This window comes from Rhizobium sp. NLR8a, assembly GCF_019685235.1.
Taxonomy (GTDB): Bacteria; Pseudomonadota; Alphaproteobacteria; order Rhizobiales; family Rhizobiaceae; genus Rhizobium.
This window is the reverse complement of sequence record NZ_JABDWI010000021.1, coordinates 1-15617: the sequence shown is the minus strand read 5'-3', so window position 1 is coordinate 15617 and position 15617 is coordinate 1. Positions and strand designations below refer to the sequence as shown.

Below are 15617 nucleotides of genomic sequence, written 5' to 3'. Positions count from 1 at the left end.
TCGGCCTGAGAATCGGACGCGATAGGAACGACGCGGCGCGCTATTAGATTCGCAAACCCGGAATGGCGAGTGGATTGTCGGACAGCGCCTGACGATCCGGTGTGTCGATCCGCGGCTTGCCGAGGAAGGCGTCAAAGAGATCCTTCACGAAGGCCTCAGACAGGTCCTTGGTGATCAGCACCATACGGGTGCGCCGGTCTTGCGGATCCGGCCACGCCGGCAGCCGCACCGGCGGGTGGAAGATACTCTGGACGCCGTGCAGCACCAACGGCCGTTCCGGCCGGTCGGAGACGGAGACGATCGCCTTCATCCGCAGCAGCTTTTCGCCATGAGCCGAGCGCAAGAGATCGACGAACATTTCGAGCGCCATTGGATCGATCGGCTTCTCTTCGACGATGGAGAAAGACCGGATAGAAGCATCGTGACGATTGACGTCGTGCGGATCCTGACCCGCATGGCCGTGATCATGGCGGCGGCCATGGTGGTGGTGACGGTGATCGCCATCGTGAGCCTGACCGTGGCCGTGAGCGTGGTGATGCGCCTCATGCGCATCCTCATCCCGCAGCCAGCGGCCGACATCGGCGATCTTCGTCGCCGGATCATAGAGCCCGTTCACCAACACGGCGGCGCTGCCGGCCTCGGCGCCGTCGGCATCCATCATCGCCGCGCGCGGATTGAGCGTCCGCAAGCGCTGTTCCAGCTCCGCCGTTGCGCCGGCCATCGATGTCTTCGAGACGATCAGCCGGTCTGCGACGGCCGCCTGCTTGCGTGCTTCCTCGTGATTGTCGAGCGTCTGCAGTCCGTTGACCGCATCGACGACCGTCACGACGCCGTCGAGTTCGAAATTTGTGGCAATGACCGGATTGCCCATGATCGCCTGCATGACGGGCGCCGGATCGGCAAGGCCAGTCGTTTCGATGACGACGCGCTTCACCGGCTTGACGCGGCCCGTCTGCACGGCGTCCATCAGGTTCGCCAGTGTATCGACAAGCTCGCCGCGCACGGTGCAGCAGAGACAGCCATCGGACAATTCGATGATCGAATCGCCGGAACTTTCGACCAGCAGATGGTCGATGCCGACATCACCGAACTCATTGATGATGACAGCCGCATCCTTCATGTCGGGGTCTTTGAGGATACGGTTCAGCAGCGTCGATTTGCCGGCGCCGAGAAAGCCGGTCAAAATGGTGACCGGAATCCTGTCGTTGAACGCGCTCATATCTGCCTTACCTTGGAAGCCATCTTGTCTTAGAACGCGGTCGGGCGCGGCAGCGGCACCGGCACGTTGGCGATGCCGCCAGCCGTATCGCCGGTCGCCACCTTTTCCGGCTGCTGCGGCGGCTGCGGGTCCTGCCCCGGAATGAGCCCGGCGAAGACGAATTGCGGGTCGTGGTCCATTTCCAGAATATAGGGCGAGTGCACCTTCATGCGGCCGACCTCGTCGCGCGTTTCGCTGCGTATCTTGGCGCCCTTGGCGCTACAGATATCGGCGGTGATGTCGGTCACTTGGTCTTGTCCCGGCCCGTAGGGCTTCAACGAACCGAGCGTGTCGCTGCCGGGAAACTGCGTCGTAAAGCCCTTCTGCAACAGGTTCGCCGTCGCATCGGCACGCGCCGCGAGACTGTCCGTGCCGAGCACGACGGAAACAAGCGTGCGGCCGTTGCGCGTCGCCGAACCAATCTGGTTGAAGCCCGAGGCGCAGATGAAACCGGTCTTCATGCCGTCGGCGCCAGCGAAACGGCCGATCAGCATGTTGAGGTTCGGGACGTTCTGCTGGCCGGTGGTGAATCCTTCAAGCGCGAAATAGCTGGCATATTGCGGAAACTCGCGGCGCAGCGCCACCGTCAGCACCGCAAGGTCGCGCGCCGTGGTGTACTGGCCTTTGCCGGGCAGACCGTTCGGATTGACGAAGTGCGAATCCGTCATGCCGAGCTTCAGTGCCTCGCCGTTCATCCGGGTCACGAAACCTTCCTGCGTACCGCCAATGGCTTCTGCGACCGCAACCGCAATGTCGTTGGCTGACTTCACCATCAGGATCTTCAAGGCACTGTCGAGCGTCAGCTTCTGGCCCGGCTTGAAATACATCTTGGCGGCCGGTTGGGCGGCGGCGCGTTTGCTCATGACGATGGGCGTATCGAGGCTGATTTGACCGGCGCGGATCGCATCGAAGACGGTATAGACGGTCATCAGCTTGGTGAGCGAGGCCGGATACCACTTGCGGAAGGCTTCTTCGTGTTCGAGTACGCGGCCTGTCTGCACGTCGACGAGAATATGCGGATTGGCCTGAACGAGCGAAACCGAGGCGACAAAAGCGGCAGTCGCGGCAATCATGAAACGAAACGGCCGCATGGCGGCAAACAAACGGAAGTGGCTCGTCGACACGGTTCGTCCTTCAGATGTCCGGAAAATCTCGCAACCTTCATCTATCTAGCCTATATGGCTATGACATGGCAAAGGTCATTGACGAAGTATTTGCATGGGCCTCACGCCCTTTTGAAGCGACGAGTGATTGTCGGGATTTGATAACAGGAACGCCAATATGCCGATTTTGAACAGAGCCGCGGAATTGCAGGACGAAGTCGCCGAATGGCGCCGCCATATCCACGCCCGGCCCGAGCTTCTTTTCGCAGTGGAAAACACGGCCGCTTTCGTCGCTGAAAAACTCAAGGAATTCGGGGTCGACGATATCGTCACCGGCATCGGCCGCACCGGGGTCGTCGGCCTGATCAAAGGCAACGGCGCAGGCCGCCGCACGATCGGCCTGCGCGCCGACATGGATGCCCTGCCGCTTACCGAAGTCACCGGCAAGCCCTGGGCCTCGAAGACACCCGGCAAGATGCATGCCTGCGGCCATGACGGCCATACCGCCATGTTGCTCGGCGCCGCGAAATATCTCGCCGAAACCCGCAATTTCAACGGCAATGTCGCCGTCATCTTCCAGCCCGCCGAAGAAGGCGGCGGCGGCGGCAATCTGATGGTCAAGGATGGCATGATGGAGCGCTTCGAAATCGAAGAGGTCTACGGCATGCACAACCTGCCGGGCCTGCCTGTGGGACAGTTTGCGATCCGCAAGGGCGCCATCATGGCGGCGACCGACGAATTCACCGTCACCATCAAGGGCCGCGGCGGCCACGCCGCCCAGCCGCACCGGACGATCGACCCGATCGCCATCGCCGCCCAGATCGTCGCCAACCTGCAGATGATCGCCTCGCGCACCGCCGATCCGATCAGCTCGGTCGTCGTCTCGGTGACCAAGTTCAATGCCGGTTTTGCCCATAACGTCATCCCCAATGACGCGACCTTCGCCGGCACAGTCCGCACGCTGGACGCCGACATGCGCACACTTGCCGAAACGCGCTTCCGGCAGATTATCGAAGGCCTGGTCGCAGCCCATGGCGCCGAGGCCGAGATCAGCTTCAATCGCAACTACCCCGTCACCATCAACCATCCCGATGAGACCGAGCATGCCGTCGCCATCGCCAGCGCCATTGCCGGTGAGGCGAACGTCAATGCCGAAATCGATCCGATGATGGGCGGCGAGGATTTTTCCTATATGCTGAACGCCCGCCCTGGCGCCTTCATCTTCATCGGCAACGGCGACAGCGCCGGCCTCCACAACCCGGCCTACGACTTCAACGACGAAGCCATAGCCCACGGCATCTCCTACTGGGTCCGCCTTGCCGAACAACGCCTCGGCCTTTGACAAGAATTAAGGCTTGGCTTCGCGCCAAGCCTTTTGTATGCATGGCATCCAAGTGGTCCCGTAGCTCAGCAGGATAGAGCACCAGATTCCTAATCTGGGGGTCGCGCGTTCGAATCGCGCCGGGATCACCATTTTTCAAGCGATGAGCCATATGGCCACTGCGGGAATGGGTGGAATGACTGATCTCGTCTTGTAGATCACCGCCGAACGGCTTTGCCCCGTATTAAGCTCGCGGTACCTGACGATAGGCTCCTCGTCTCCTTATGATCCGCCGTGCCCCTAGCCCCGGCAGCGCCGCCACCACCCATCCGCCGGCAAAACCGATTACGCCCCAGACGAGGCCGGCAAAGCTCATCGGCACTCCAGGCACGAAGTCGCGCCAGGTATTGGCGAAAACCACATCATCCGCATTCCTCAGCAGCACGAAGGGCTTGGCGACCGGGGCGGCGGTGCCGAGTTTCAGTTGCTGCGACTGCAGTGCTTCGTAACGGGTAATCGTGCTCTGCATCGAGACGCCGCGGTCGCGCAGGAAATCGTCGGAGGATTGGGCATAGGCGTTCAGCGCCTGCCGGCGGTCGAGATGGTGCTGAGCGGCTTGGCGGTTGAAGTCCTCGACGATGATACGCAGTTCATCGATCGCCCCGCCGATCCGCTGGCGATATTGCTGCGCAAATTCCGGCGCCTGCGAAAAGACCGTGCCGCCGGCAAGTCCGGCGGCAATGGCGATGATCCTTGCAATCTGTCCCACGATCGTGGCCTCCGGCTGTTCCCTGCGCTAACGATCCGCGGCCGCAAAGGTTTCTGCCTTCGACACAATCGGTAACGCTATGTGATTGAACCGGCGGCGCTTCCGGCGAGTTGAAACTATGACCAACTCAGAAAGAGAGGCTCGTCATGAAACAGCTCATTCTTGCTTGCACGCTCGCTGCAGCGTCCGTCCTTTCCGCCATGCCGTCCCAGGCGGCAAGTGTCACTATCACCACGGATAACCCGCGTCCTTATTATAGCGATTCGGAAGGGCCCTATTATCGCTACCGCCCCTACTACCGCCATCACATGATGCGCCGCGTCTCCGAGGATTGCTTCACCAAGACGGAAAGAATCCGCCGTCACGGCCATACGATCATCAAGGAGACCCGGATCTGCCGATAAGGCAGTGTCTATGCATGAAAAGCCCGGGCATTGGGGTCGGGCTTTTCCTTTGATTTCGCCAAGAGGAACTTCGCAACATCGGCCGCGTTTATCGCGAAAACGGGAGAACTCATCATGCGTATCAAGATGACTCTTTTGGCAATCGCCTATGTCGCCGTCAGCGCTCTGCTGCTCGCCATCGCCTATCACCCGCAGGGACCGGTGACAACAGCGAAGACCGATCGCTCGGCCGGCTCATCCTTCCTCGTCGAGCGATTCGCCGGTTAACCGGCCAAGCCGGCGTAACGCCGTGATAGCGTCGGCAAGGCCGGCGCTCGCAAGCGCGGGCAAGTTTCGACAATGTCAGTGCGGCTCTCCCACAGCAGACCCGCCGAGCAGGATTCGGTTCTGCACCGCAGTCACGCCTTCGACTGCCCTGGCGACGGCGGTTGCCCGCTCGATCTCCCCGACAGTACCGACGGTGCCTGTCAACACGACCTGGTCTTCCTCCATCGTCACTTCCACATCCGACGCATCGATGCCGCCGGCAATTGCCAAAGCATTGGCGACGGCGGCCTCGAGAGATGCGCGATTGGCGATCTCCGCTTCCACTTCGGGCGCAAGCCCGTGAAATGTCGGCTCTTTGAAAACCATATTCCGTTCCTCCGAAAGACCTGAAGAAGAAACGCCATCGGCCTCGTTTGGTTTCCTGCGTTACCAGCTGACGCGATAACGGAGATTGACGCTGCCGGCCTCATCGGGAGAAAACGGATTGCTGACCGAGGCATCGAGGTTGAGGTTCGGCAGGATCGCCTGGTTGACCGCCACCGTGCTCGAGAAGTCGCCGCTCGCATTGCTGACGCCCGCGCCGGCCGAAAGCGAGGTTCCAGTCCAGGGATGGATCAGCTTCAGCGCCTGTGACGCCGTCACCGAAGTCTCCCTGGCGTCGACCGGATCGTAACGGACGCTGACGGAGCGGCTCGATTGCATGTCGAGCGAATCCGAGAGAATCCAGCTGCGCGAGCGGCTGAGTGTCAGCGCGCCGCTGCCGCGCAGCGTATCGACGCTGACCCTGGCCCCCTGCTGCGATTGGCCTGCCGGCGTGACGCTCGTCTTGGTGATCCTGCCCCAGAGCATGGCCTGTTCGGAATCGGGCAGCGGCGCACCGGCTTTTGTCGCTGCCAATGCGACGTCGGCACCAGCGCTCGTTTCCCATTCCGCCGGCAGACGAAAACCCATTGTCGCCTTGTACGATCGATCCGACACTTTGGCAGGCGACCAGATCAGCAGGTCGTCCGCCTTTGCAGCCACGCTCAGCGAAGGCACGGTGGCAAGAAGAATGATGGCTATTCTGAATATCGTCATGTGATCCGATCGTTTTGCCCTGACACGTGCCGGCTCATCGAATGGCACGATACCGCACCAAAGTGCTCGCAGCGAACGCGAACGGGCAGCACGGCCAAGCCGTTCATCCCGATGTCATCCTCGATTTAATGTTGGCCGAAAAAGCCGAGGGCAGCCAAGTGCCCGTTTTTCAATAGCCGCCGCAGCGCCCCGATTACCCATGCGCCGACGAGAGGCCGCAGGGGAATCACATCCCTTCAGGAATGTCATAAGGATCCCATCCCGCTGCCGCTCTGTAAACCCCTACAGGGCTGATATCTGCTGCACCGCACACTTGCCGCACCCTCCAAACCCTAGTAGAGCCTGAGCCCACGAGAGACATTTTTCGCGAAATTCCAAATGATGACCGGCAAAACCGCGCCGCGGCGCCTCAGCATCTTCGGCTCGACCGGGTCGATCGGCCGTAATACCCTCAATGTTGTCGAACATCTGGGCGGGCGGGAGAACTTCGAAATTTCCGTTCTGACAGGCAACGGCAATGTCCAGCTGCTCGCCCGGCAGGCCAGATCCTTCGGCGCGCGGCTGGCGGTGACCGCAAACGACCGGCATTATGAAGCGCTGAAGAGCGAACTTTCCGGCAGCGGCATCGCGGTCGCGTCGGGAAAATCCGGCCTCATGGAAGCAGCCGACCGAGAGGCCGACTGGGTGATGGCGGCAATCGTCGGCACCGCGGGTCTTGCGCCGACGCTTGCCGCTGCACGCCGTGGCGCCGATATCGCCCTTGCCAACAAGGAATGTCTGGTCTCGGCCGGCGATCTCTTCATCGGGGCGATCCGCGCCGGCGGCGGCAGGCTGCTTCCCGTCGACAGCGAGCACAATGCGATTTTCCAGGTGCTGGAAGAAAACCAGCGCCATGCCGTCGAGCGTGTCATCCTGACCGCCTCGGGCGGCCCCTTCCGTACCGCCTCCTTGAAGGAGATGGCCGATGTGACGGTGGAAACCGCCCGCGCCCATCCGAACTGGTCGATGGGCTTGAAGATCTCGATCGACAGCGCCTCGATGTTCAACAAGGCGCTGGAAATGATCGAGGCCCGCCATCTGTTCGGGCTGAGGCCCGAGCAGATCGAGGTGATCTTCCATCCGCAGTCGATCATTCATTCCATGGTCGGTTATACCGACGGCTCGGTGCTGGCCCAGCTCGGCGCACCTGACATGCGCACCGCCATCGGCTATGCGCTGTCTTTTCCGCGCCGGCCGAACCTGCCGGTCGAGCGGCTGGATTTCGCCAGGCTCGCGAGACTTGATTTCGAGGCGCCGGATGAGGTGCGGTTCCCCGCCTTGCGGCTGGCGCGTCTTGCGATGACGCGCGGCGGCGTTCAGGGCGCGGTGCTGAACGGCGCCAAGGAAGTGGCGCTGGAGGCCTTCATCGATGGGCGCCTCTCCTTCCTCGCCATGGCCGAAGTCACCGAAAGGGTCATGGACGACCTGGCCGGCCTGCCGCCGGCTGCCGGCATGGACGACGTTTTCAACGCCGACCGGCAAGCCCGGCAGCGAGCGGCGGCGCTGATGAAACTCGATCTCGTCGGGTGAGAGCTCGCTTGGGCGCAGCTAACGCAGCCGATTGCCGCCCTCGTCGAACAATCGGCAATTCGGCGGCTCGAACTGCAGGCTGACCTCTTCGCCGGCCGCAATGCTGGTCGGCGACCGGTGCTCGACGGTGAGCGACTGGCCATCGCTGAGCTGGCAGTAGAGATACTGCGTTCCGCCGAGATATTCCGAAAAATCGACCCTTGCCGTCAGGCTGCCAGTGAGCTCAGGCGCCACCTTCAGATGCTCCGGCCGCAGACCGAGCGTCACGGCTGCACCGGCCGGCCTTTCTTTCGGCAGCAGGCCACTTTCGACGCGCCCGCCGGCAACGTCGACCAGACCGTCTTCGCTCCATCGGGCATTCAGGAGATTCATCCTCGGCGAGCCGATGAAACCCGCCACGAATGTATTCGAAGGATTCTCGTAGATTTCGCGCGGTGTTCCGGCCTGCTCGACGCGGCCGTCGCGCAGCACGACGATCTTGTCGGCGAGCGTCATCGCCTCGGTCTGGTCATGCGTGACATAGATCATCGTGTTGCCGAGCTCGCGATGAAGGCGGGCGATCTCGATGCGCATGGACACACGCAGCTCCGCATCGAGATTGGACAGCGGTTCGTCGAACAGAAAAACATCCGGCTCGCGCACGATCGCCCGGCCGATCGCCACACGCTGGCGCTGGCCGCCGGAAAGTTGTCCGGGGCGTCGGTCGAGCAGATGGTCGATCTTCAGGATCGCCGAGGCTGCCTTGACGCGCATCTCGATCTCGGCGGGACTGGTGCGCGCCATCTTCAGTCCGAAGGCGAGGTTCTCGCGCACGCTCATATGCGGATAGAGCGCGTAGGATTGAAAGACCATGGCGATGCCGCGCTCGGATGGATCGAGATCGGTGACGAGCCGTCCCTTGATCTCGATCTCCCCATCGGTCACATCCTCCAAGCCAGCGATCATGCGAAGCAACGTCGATTTTCCGCAGCCGGACGGACCGACGAAAACGACGAATTCGCCCTCCTCGATCGTCAGGTCTATGCCGTGCACCACCTGCAGATTGCCATAGCTCTTTCGCACGTCCTGAAGGACGACGCTCTTGTTGCCCATACCGTTCGTCATCCCCAAACGACCTACTTGTCCGCCTGGACCCAGACAAGCATCTCTCCGGGCGCGCGGTTGTCCCAGAGATGATAGGGCACGAAGCGTGCGGTGGCGACCCGCCTTTCGGCCGGCGCCTTGCGGTAGAGCGAATTGCCCCAATTCGATGTTTCCTCACGCTCGACCTTGAGATCGAGGGCGACGGCATCATTGAGGTCCTTCAGCACGACGGTTTCGGCAGCCGGGAGTTCGCGGGGCAGAACGATGGCGTTGAGATCTTTGCCATTGTCCGTTGTTTCCACGCAATAGACGAGCGGACCGCGCATCAAGGCGACGCGGCCGGCATCCTGGCGCACTTTCGGATTGGCATATTGCGGGCGAAGCGCCAGCGGCAGGTAGAGGGCCACCTTATCACCGTCCGCCCATTCGCGGTCGATCCGCGCATATCCATCGCGGACATGGGCACCGAGGTCGAGCATCGCCGCGTTGACGCTGAGGGTTGCGCCCTCCGCCCAGTCCGGCATGCGCAGCGACAGCGCAAACCGGGCCGGCTTTCTCAGCTTGGCAGTGAAGGCGACGGCGCCGTCCCACGGATAGTTGGTAGCCTGTTCCAACTCCACCTCGGCGCCATTGGCAAGCTTCAGCCGGGCGGTGCTTTCGCCGTAGAGATGCACGGCGATCTCATCATCGGCAACTGCATACATGTATGAGCCGATCGACGTCACCAGACGGGCGATGTTCGGCGGGCAGCAGGGGCAATGGTGCCATTTCCAGCGGTGGTGCCTGCCCGCACTTTCCAGCGGGTTGTCATAGAAGAAGGTCTTGCCGTCTGTGGAAAGACCCGGCAGCGCGCCGTTATAGAGCGCCTGCTCCATGACGTCGGCATAGCGCCGGTCCGGCCCGCGCCCGAGCATGCGGCTTGCCCAGAAGACCAGACCGACAGAGGCGCAGGTTTCCGCATAAGCTGTATCATTGGGCAGGTCGTAATAATCGGTGAAGCCTTCATTGGACGCGGCCGGGCCGATGCCCCCGGTGATGTACATCTGCTTGGTGGTCAGATCGTCCCAGAGCGTTTCCAGCGCCGTCGTCAGGCTGTCGTCCTTGTATTCGGTGGCGATATCGGCCATGCCGGAATAGAGATACATGGCGCGCACAGCATGGCCGACGACCTTCGTCTGTTGGCGTACCGGCAGGTGCGCCTGGCCATATTCATAGGTCTTCTGATGGAAGTCGGCAGCGCTGCGGCCATCGCGAGCAGCCTCGGCCGTGAAGAAGTGCGGCTCGGTGCCGCGTTCGTCGATGAAGAATTTCGAGAGGTCGAGATATTTCTTCTCGCCGGTCACGCGGGCAAGTTTGACCAATGCCAGCTCGACTTCCTCATGGCCGCAATAGCCTGGTATCTGCCCCTCGCCATGACCGAAAACCTTGATCATGTAATCGGCGTAGCGGCACATGATATCGAGCAGCTTGCGCTTGCCGGTCGCCTGATAATAGGCGACCGCGGCTTCCATGAGATGGCCGGCGCAATAGAGCTCGTGATGGTCCCGCAGGTTGGTCCAGCGGCGGGATGGCTCGACGCGCTGGAACCAGGCGTTCAGATAGCCGTCCTTGTCCTGCATCCTTTCATACATGTCGATGATCTCGTCGGCCCGCGCCTCGAGCTTCGGGTTCGGCCGGCGATAAAGCGAATAGGCGATCGTCTCGATCGACTTGCCGAGGTCGGAATCCCAGAACATCTGCGTCGTCCCGCCCCAGGGCTGGATGGGAATGACGACGCCCGGGCTCGGCTGGCTGACGTCGATCGCCTTCAACATCCCGGCTTCGACGCAGCGGTCGAGCAGGGTCTCGGCGGTCGAATTGCAGACGGCATCCTGCCACTTGCCCCAGAAGCCGCCGAGCTCGACATCGGGAACGGCGACGGGGCGAAACTGGCGGTCGTTGCTTGACTTGGTCATGGGCTCCACTTTCCCTAGAGCATGATGCCGAAAAGTGTGAGCGGTTTTTCCGGACGACATCATGCTCTAACTCTCTAATTTAGAACAGGATTCGAATTTAAGGACCGACCCGGCCTTAAATCATCCTGTTCGAGGTCATTTCACCGCGCCGGCCATCAGCCCGCGCATGTAGTAGCGTTGCAGGAGCAGGAAGACGATCAGGCAGGGGATCGTCATGACGACGACACCGGCCTGCACCGCTCCCCAGTTGATGGCGCCGAGCCGCCCGGCGCGGACCGCCGTCATCAGCACCGGCAGGGTGTATTTCTCATTGCTGGAAAGCAGCACGAGCGCGGCGAGAAACTCGTTCCACGCATTGAGGAAGGCAAAGATCGCCACCGTCGCGACGCCTGGAAGTACCAGCGGCAACAGAACGCGCGCCAGCAGCCTGAGGTCGCGCGCGCCGTCGATGCGGGCGGCCTCTTCGATCTCCTTCGGCACAGCATCGAAGGCGTTGCGCATCATGAAGACGGAGAAGGGCAGCTGCAGCGTCACATAGACGAGCGTCAGCCCGAGCAGCGAATTGTTGAGGCCGAGTTTTGCCAGGATGATGAAGAGCGGCGTCAGGATCGACTGGAACGGGATCATCAGCGTGGCGATGATCAGCACAAAGAGTGCATTCTTCATCGGAAACCGGTAACGCGAGAAACCGTAGCCGGCGAGCAGGCTGACGACGACGGTCAGCACGACGGTCGCCACCGAAACGAACAGCGAATTGATCATGTGCTGCCAGATGCCGGCCCCGAACGTATCGAGCAGCGCATAGGCATCGAAGCTGACGCCGGATGTCGGCCACGGCGGCAAGGGCGGCAGGCTGGCTTCGGTACCCGGCCGGAAGGAGGCGAGCAGCGTGATCGCGAAGGGCGCCAGGAAAAAGATCGAGATGGCGATGCCGGTGAGATGATAGGCCGATTTCGTACGGATGGCCTTGCGGGCGCGGCGTTGCCTTGACGTCGTCATGGACGCTCCTCCCCGACGCGAAGCAGCCAGAGCTGCACGATGCTGATGGCGACCAGGATGGCGAGAAGCGCGATCGAAAGCGCTGCGCCGTAACCGAGATTGAACGAAACGAAGGACTGGTTGAAGATGTAATAGACCACCGAGATCATCTTGTTCTGCGGTCCACCGGCCGTCATGATGTAGAACTGGTCGAAGGCGAGGATCGAGCCGGTGACCGAGACGATCAACGCCAGCGCGATCGTCTTACGCATCAGCGGCAGCGTCAGATGCCGGAAACGTTGCCAGCGGCCGGCGCCGTCGATGCGGGCTGCCTCCGTCAGCTCGGACGGAATGGCCTGCAGCCCGGTCAGCAGAATGATCATGGTGAAGCCGGCGATCTTCCAGACGACCATCACCACAACAGTCAGGAAGGCTGTGTCGAAGGTCGCAAGCAGATTGGGGCTCTTTTCCAGAAGACCGAGTGCCTTCAAGGCCGGGCCGATGAAACCGCTATCGACATTGGCAAGCCAGACCCAGAGCAGCGAGGCTGTGGCAAGGCCGACCACAACAGGCAGGAAGATGATCGTGCGGTAGGCGCTGACGAACTGCCTATCCCTCTCGACGAAGATTGCCAGCGGAAAGGCGATGGCGAAGATCGCGATGGTGACGATCACGGTGTAATAGGCGGTGAAATTCAGTGCCGCCATGAAACGAGTATCGTTGAACATGCGGAAATAATTGTTGAAGCCGATCCAGCGCGACGCTCCCATCAGCGGCCAGTTATGAAGGCTCATCCACCCAGTGAAGAGAACCGGCATGACGAAGAAGACGATGACCAGCGCCATCGCCGGCGCGATGTAGGCAAGGCCGCGCCAGTTGGATCTGCGCCGACGCTTGCGCCGAGGCAATAGGGTCTCTGAACCGGAACCGGTCATCAATCGCTCCGCATCTGTCTATGGAAATTGGCCGGGAAGCTGCCACCGCTCCCCGGCCGCGGCCTTGGGAGAGTTATTGGCCGCTATCGATGATCGACTGCATTTCCGACTGGGCGCTGGAGAACGCACCGTCGACGTCGTCGCCGAAGATCGCCGCGTTGGTGAAGCTTGCCCACGGACCATTGGCGCTGTTGATGAGGTCGTTGAACTGCAGCGTATAAGGGGTCTTGGCGACACTGATCGCCTTGAGGCCGACTTGCATTCGCGGGTCGAGGCCCTCAAGCACCTTGTCGGCGATGTCGCCGCGTGTCGGTAGGCTGCCATATTTCGCCATGATCTTCTGGCCGTCCATCGAATAGATATATTCAAGGAACTCCTTCACCGCGTCGATCTTCTTCGTGCCCTTGGTAATGACGAAGTTGTCGCCGCCGGCAAAGGACGACGGCTTGCCGTCGACGCCGGGAATGAGGGTCACGCCGAAATTGATCTCGGGATGCTGAGTCACCAGTGTGCCGATAGCGAAGGCACCGAGGCTTTGCTGGCCGATCTTGCCATTGGTGAAGGTCAGGAAGTTCGTACCGTTGTCGCTGGCCGCACCCGCCGGCACCAGGTCCTTCTTGACCATGTTGCGGTAGATATCGATGGCCTTGCGCATCTGAGGCGTATCGAGCGTCGCTTTCTTGCCGTCGGCCGACAGGATATCGGCGCCGGCACCCCAGGTGAGCGGGGTGAAGGTGAAGATCATGCAGCCGCCACAGCCGCCGCCGGAGAAATAGAAGCCGTAGGTATCGTCACCGAGAGCCCGGATCTTCTCCCCATTGGCGGTGATTTCGTCCCAGTTATCAGGCGCCTTTTCCGGGTCGAGACCGGCCTTCTTGTAGAGATCCTTGTTCCAGGCGAAGACCGATGTTTCGACGGAAAGCGGCAGCCCGTAAATCTTGTCCTGATAGGTGCCGAGGCGGACATGCGACGGCGAAAGCGAGTTGAAATAGGGAAGCGACTTCGCCCAATCCGTCAGGTCTTCCAGCTGTCCGGCCGCGGCAAAGGCAGGATTGTAGATGAGGTCCATCGACAGGGCATCTGGCGCCTGTCCGCCGGCGATTGCCGTCGCATATTTCTGCACCAGCTCGGAGAACGGCACTTCGGTCATCACGACCTTGTTCTCATGGCTGGAATTATAGGCTTCGACGACCTTCTTAAAGGCATCGCCAATCCCCGATCGGACCCACATTTCGACGTTCTCGGCAGCCGATGCAGCCGACACCAGGCACAAGGTAGCGATGCCGGTCGCCGCCAATAGACGCTTGATCATGACACTCCTCCCAATATGGCGCATCTCCTCGCGCCTTGTTCATTTCCCTGATTATCATTCCTCGGGGGTCCTACCTCCGCATGACCGCCGGACGACGAGCCGGCAGGGCAACTTCCTCACTCCCGGCTCGACAGGCCGTCCTTCCGCAAGCGCCAGCACCGTCAATCCGGCCTGCCGCCCCAACTCCTTCAGCTCCATATCCACCGTCGTCAGCGGCGGCCGCGTCTGGGCCGCGACAATCTCCCAATTGTCGAAGCCGATCACCGAGACGTCCTGCGGCACCTTGACGCCGCGCTCGCGCAGCGCATCCACCGCACCCCGGGCGATCTGGTCGTTGCCGCAGAAGAGCGCATCCGGTTTTTCTCCCGGCCTCTTCCAGAGCTGTTCGACCGCCTCATGGCCCCAGCTTTCCGACCAGACGCCATAGCGCACCGGCTCGCGGTGGCCCGCTACCTGATGATAGGCGCCGGCCCGCTCCCGCACCGAAAAGAACTCTTCCGGCCCGGTGATATGGGCAATCCGCCGCCGCCCGATCGTCGCGAGCCATTCCACCGCCAGCCTCGCACCCTGTTCATCATCCGAACGAAACGTAACGCTGTTCTGCGTCCCCTCCGTAAAGGCGTAGACGACAGGCACATGCAAATTCGACAGGTCGACGGGCAGACGTTTGTCCAGCCGCTTGCCGGTTGCAATGATTCCGTCGACCTGCTTGTCCAGCATCGCGTCGACATGGATCTGGGCGAGCGCCGGATCGTCTTCGATGGCGCACAGGAAAACTGAAACGCCATGATCGACGAGAGCGTCAGAAATGCCCGCCATCACAGGCAGCGTGAAACGGCCGTAAGTGTCGTTCGTCAGCAGCCCGATGGTGAAACTGCGTTTGCTGAGAAGACCTCTCGCCAGCGCATTCGGCCGATATCCGATTTCGCCGGCGATCCGCTTCACCCGCTCGCGTGTTTCCGCTCCCATCCGACCGGTGTCGTTGAGCGCCTTCGACGCCGTCGAGATGCTCACGCCGGCAGCCGACGCCACCTCATGGATGGTGATCCTGCCCCTTTTTCCTCCCGATATGTTCAGGCCTTCCTCCTTCTGAATTGGTTTGAGAAAAGCTTTTACCAATCCCTCTGTCAAGTGAGAAAAGGTTTTCTCATGCATTTCGAGAGACGGAGCAGTGAGGCGTGGATCGCAGGAAGGAAGGCGTGGAAACGGCCGATGCGAATCCATGGGACCGCATTGCGTCATTCGCCCCTAGAGGGCAGCGCTGATAATCTTATCCAGCTAATGAATACGAACAACAATCGGCGTCAGAACCTCCGATGGGAGGTTCTGATTCGTCGCGTGAGAACCCAGGCGATCGTTAGATCAGGCGACGTGCCTTGCCAGCGCGCAGCGCGACCAAAGCGAATGCAGGGCGTCGACCAGATGGGCGATATCGGCGTCGGAATGCAGCGGTGTCGGAGTGATGCGCAGCCGCTCGGTCTTCTTCGGCACGGTGGGATAGTTGATCGGCTGGACATAGACGCCGCAATTGTCGAGCAGCAGGTCGGAGATCCACTTGCACTTGGCGGCATCGCCGACCATCACCG

At 61.3% G+C, this 15617-nt stretch carries 16 protein-coding genes and 1 tRNA gene; 5 read left to right on the top strand and 12 right to left on the bottom strand.

The features are described 5' to 3' along the window. Positions 1-43: 43 nt before the first annotated feature. Positions 44-1219, bottom strand: coding sequence for a GTP-binding protein (locus tag HJC04_RS30140; protein WP_210632909.1), 1176 nt, complete (start codon positions 1217-1219; stop codon positions 44-46). Positions 1220-1248: 29 nt separating this feature from the next. After that, positions 1249-2382 carry a D-alanyl-D-alanine carboxypeptidase family protein gene (locus tag HJC04_RS30135; RefSeq protein ID WP_210632910.1) on the bottom strand — a complete coding sequence of 378 codons (1134 nt, stop codon included), beginning with the start codon at positions 2380-2382 and terminating at the stop codon, positions 1249-1251. 157 nt (positions 2383-2539) lie between these two features. Here HJC04_RS30135 and HJC04_RS30130 point away from each other — a divergent pair, with 157 nt between their 5' ends. After that, positions 2540-3703: a M20 aminoacylase family protein gene (locus tag HJC04_RS30130; RefSeq protein WP_210632911.1), complete on the top strand. Its 1164-nt coding sequence runs from the start codon at positions 2540-2542 to the stop codon at positions 3701-3703. Positions 3704-3757: 54 nt separating this feature from the next. Further along, positions 3758-3834 (top strand) — tRNA-Arg (locus HJC04_RS30125). A 92-nt stretch (positions 3835-3926) separates the two neighbouring features. Here HJC04_RS30125 and HJC04_RS30120 read toward each other — a convergent pair. Next, positions 3927-4451, bottom strand: a complete 525-nt coding sequence (locus HJC04_RS30120; protein ID WP_221147759.1) for a DUF2937 family protein — start codon at positions 4449-4451, stop codon at positions 3927-3929. A gap of 146 nt (positions 4452-4597) precedes the next feature. Here HJC04_RS30120 and HJC04_RS30115 point away from each other — a divergent pair, with 146 nt between their 5' ends. Both HJC04_RS30115 and HJC04_RS30110 read left to right on the top strand, forming a co-directional pair. Further along, positions 4598-4855, top strand: a complete 258-nt coding sequence (locus HJC04_RS30115) for a hypothetical protein (protein ID WP_210632913.1) — start codon at positions 4598-4600, stop codon at positions 4853-4855. Positions 4856-4969: 114 nt separating this feature from the next. Further along, complete coding sequence (locus HJC04_RS30110; RefSeq protein WP_210632914.1) at positions 4970-5122, top strand: hypothetical protein; 153 nt, start codon at positions 4970-4972, stop codon at positions 5120-5122. Between the two features lie 75 nt (positions 5123-5197). On the opposite strand, the gene HJC04_RS30105 is transcribed toward HJC04_RS30110, so the two are convergent. Next, the gene (locus HJC04_RS30105) at positions 5198-5488 is read right to left on the bottom strand and encodes a BON domain-containing protein (RefSeq protein WP_221147758.1); all 291 of its coding nucleotides are present in this window, start codon (positions 5486-5488) and stop codon (positions 5198-5200) included. A gap of 60 nt (positions 5489-5548) precedes the next feature. Next, positions 5549-6199 carry a hypothetical protein gene (locus tag HJC04_RS30100; protein ID WP_210632916.1) on the bottom strand — a complete coding sequence of 217 codons (651 nt, stop codon included), beginning with the start codon at positions 6197-6199 and terminating at the stop codon, positions 5549-5551. A 378-nt stretch (positions 6200-6577) separates the two neighbouring features. Here HJC04_RS30100 and dxr point away from each other — a divergent pair, with 378 nt between their 5' ends. Next, entirely contained in the window at positions 6578-7768 is a 1191-nt protein-coding gene (dxr, locus tag HJC04_RS30095; RefSeq protein WP_221147757.1) for a 1-deoxy-D-xylulose-5-phosphate reductoisomerase, read from the top strand. Between the two features lie 18 nt (positions 7769-7786). Here the strand turns inward: dxr and HJC04_RS30090 are convergent, their stop codons facing one another. From HJC04_RS30090 to HJC04_RS30060, 7 genes are all read right to left on the bottom strand, one after another. Continuing rightward, complete coding sequence (locus tag HJC04_RS30090; protein ID WP_221147756.1) at positions 7787-8872, bottom strand: ABC transporter ATP-binding protein; 1086 nt, start codon at positions 8870-8872, stop codon at positions 7787-7789. Between the two features lie 11 nt (positions 8873-8883). Further along, complete coding sequence (locus tag HJC04_RS30085) at positions 8884-10806, bottom strand: glycoside hydrolase family 127 protein (RefSeq protein ID WP_221147755.1); 1923 nt, start codon at positions 10804-10806, stop codon at positions 8884-8886. A gap of 135 nt (positions 10807-10941) precedes the next feature. Next, positions 10942-11805: a carbohydrate ABC transporter permease gene (locus HJC04_RS30080; RefSeq protein ID WP_210632920.1), complete on the bottom strand. Its 864-nt coding sequence runs from the start codon at positions 11803-11805 to the stop codon at positions 10942-10944. Beyond that, the gene (locus HJC04_RS30075) at positions 11802-12719 is read right to left on the bottom strand and encodes a carbohydrate ABC transporter permease (RefSeq protein ID WP_210632921.1); all 918 of its coding nucleotides are present in this window, start codon (positions 12717-12719) and stop codon (positions 11802-11804) included. Before HJC04_RS30075 ends, HJC04_RS30080 begins: the two co-directional genes overlap by 4 nt. 73 nt (positions 12720-12792) lie before the next feature. Then, positions 12793-14031, bottom strand: coding sequence for a sugar ABC transporter substrate-binding protein (locus HJC04_RS30070; protein ID WP_221147754.1), 1239 nt, complete (start codon positions 14029-14031; stop codon positions 12793-12795). A 54-nt stretch (positions 14032-14085) separates the two neighbouring features. After that, positions 14086-15063: a LacI family DNA-binding transcriptional regulator gene (locus tag HJC04_RS30065; protein ID WP_221147768.1), complete on the bottom strand. Its 978-nt coding sequence runs from the start codon at positions 15061-15063 to the stop codon at positions 14086-14088. A 330-nt stretch (positions 15064-15393) separates the two neighbouring features. After that, a partial coding sequence (locus tag HJC04_RS30060; RefSeq protein ID WP_221147753.1) for an aminotransferase class I/II-fold pyridoxal phosphate-dependent enzyme occupies positions 15394-15617 on the bottom strand: 224 nt, incomplete at its 5' end.

Excerpts from the sequence above, each read along its gene's own strand:
- HJC04_RS30140 (WP_210632909.1), bottom strand. The coding sequence starts at position 1,219 with ATGAGCGCGTTCAACGACAGGATTCCGGTCACCATTTTGACCGGCTTT.
- HJC04_RS30130 (WP_210632911.1), top strand. The coding sequence starts at position 2,540 with ATGCCGATTTTGAACAGAGCCGCGGAATTGCAGGACGAAGTCGCCGAA.
- HJC04_RS30115 (WP_210632913.1), top strand. The coding sequence starts at position 4,598 with ATGAAACAGCTCATTCTTGCTTGCACGCTCGCTGCAGCGTCCGTCCTT.
- HJC04_RS30110 (WP_210632914.1), top strand. The coding sequence starts at position 4,970 with ATGCGTATCAAGATGACTCTTTTGGCAATCGCCTATGTCGCCGTCAGC.
- HJC04_RS30105 (WP_221147758.1), bottom strand. The coding sequence starts at position 5,488 with ATGGTTTTCAAAGAGCCGACATTTCACGGGCTTGCGCCCGAAGTGGAA.
- HJC04_RS30100 (WP_210632916.1), bottom strand. The coding sequence starts at position 6,199 with ATGACGATATTCAGAATAGCCATCATTCTTCTTGCCACCGTGCCTTCG.
- dxr (WP_221147757.1), top strand. The coding sequence starts at position 6,578 with ATGATGACCGGCAAAACCGCGCCGCGGCGCCTCAGCATCTTCGGCTCG.
- HJC04_RS30090 (WP_221147756.1), bottom strand. The coding sequence starts at position 8,872 with ATGACGAACGGTATGGGCAACAAGAGCGTCGTCCTTCAGGACGTGCGA.
- HJC04_RS30085 (WP_221147755.1), bottom strand. The coding sequence starts at position 10,806 with ATGACCAAGTCAAGCAACGACCGCCAGTTTCGCCCCGTCGCCGTTCCC.
- HJC04_RS30080 (WP_210632920.1), bottom strand. The coding sequence starts at position 11,805 with ATGACGACGTCAAGGCAACGCCGCGCCCGCAAGGCCATCCGTACGAAA.
- HJC04_RS30075 (WP_210632921.1), bottom strand. The coding sequence starts at position 12,719 with ATGACCGGTTCCGGTTCAGAGACCCTATTGCCTCGGCGCAAGCGTCGG.
- HJC04_RS30070 (WP_221147754.1), bottom strand. The coding sequence starts at position 14,031 with ATGATCAAGCGTCTATTGGCGGCGACCGGCATCGCTACCTTGTGCCTG.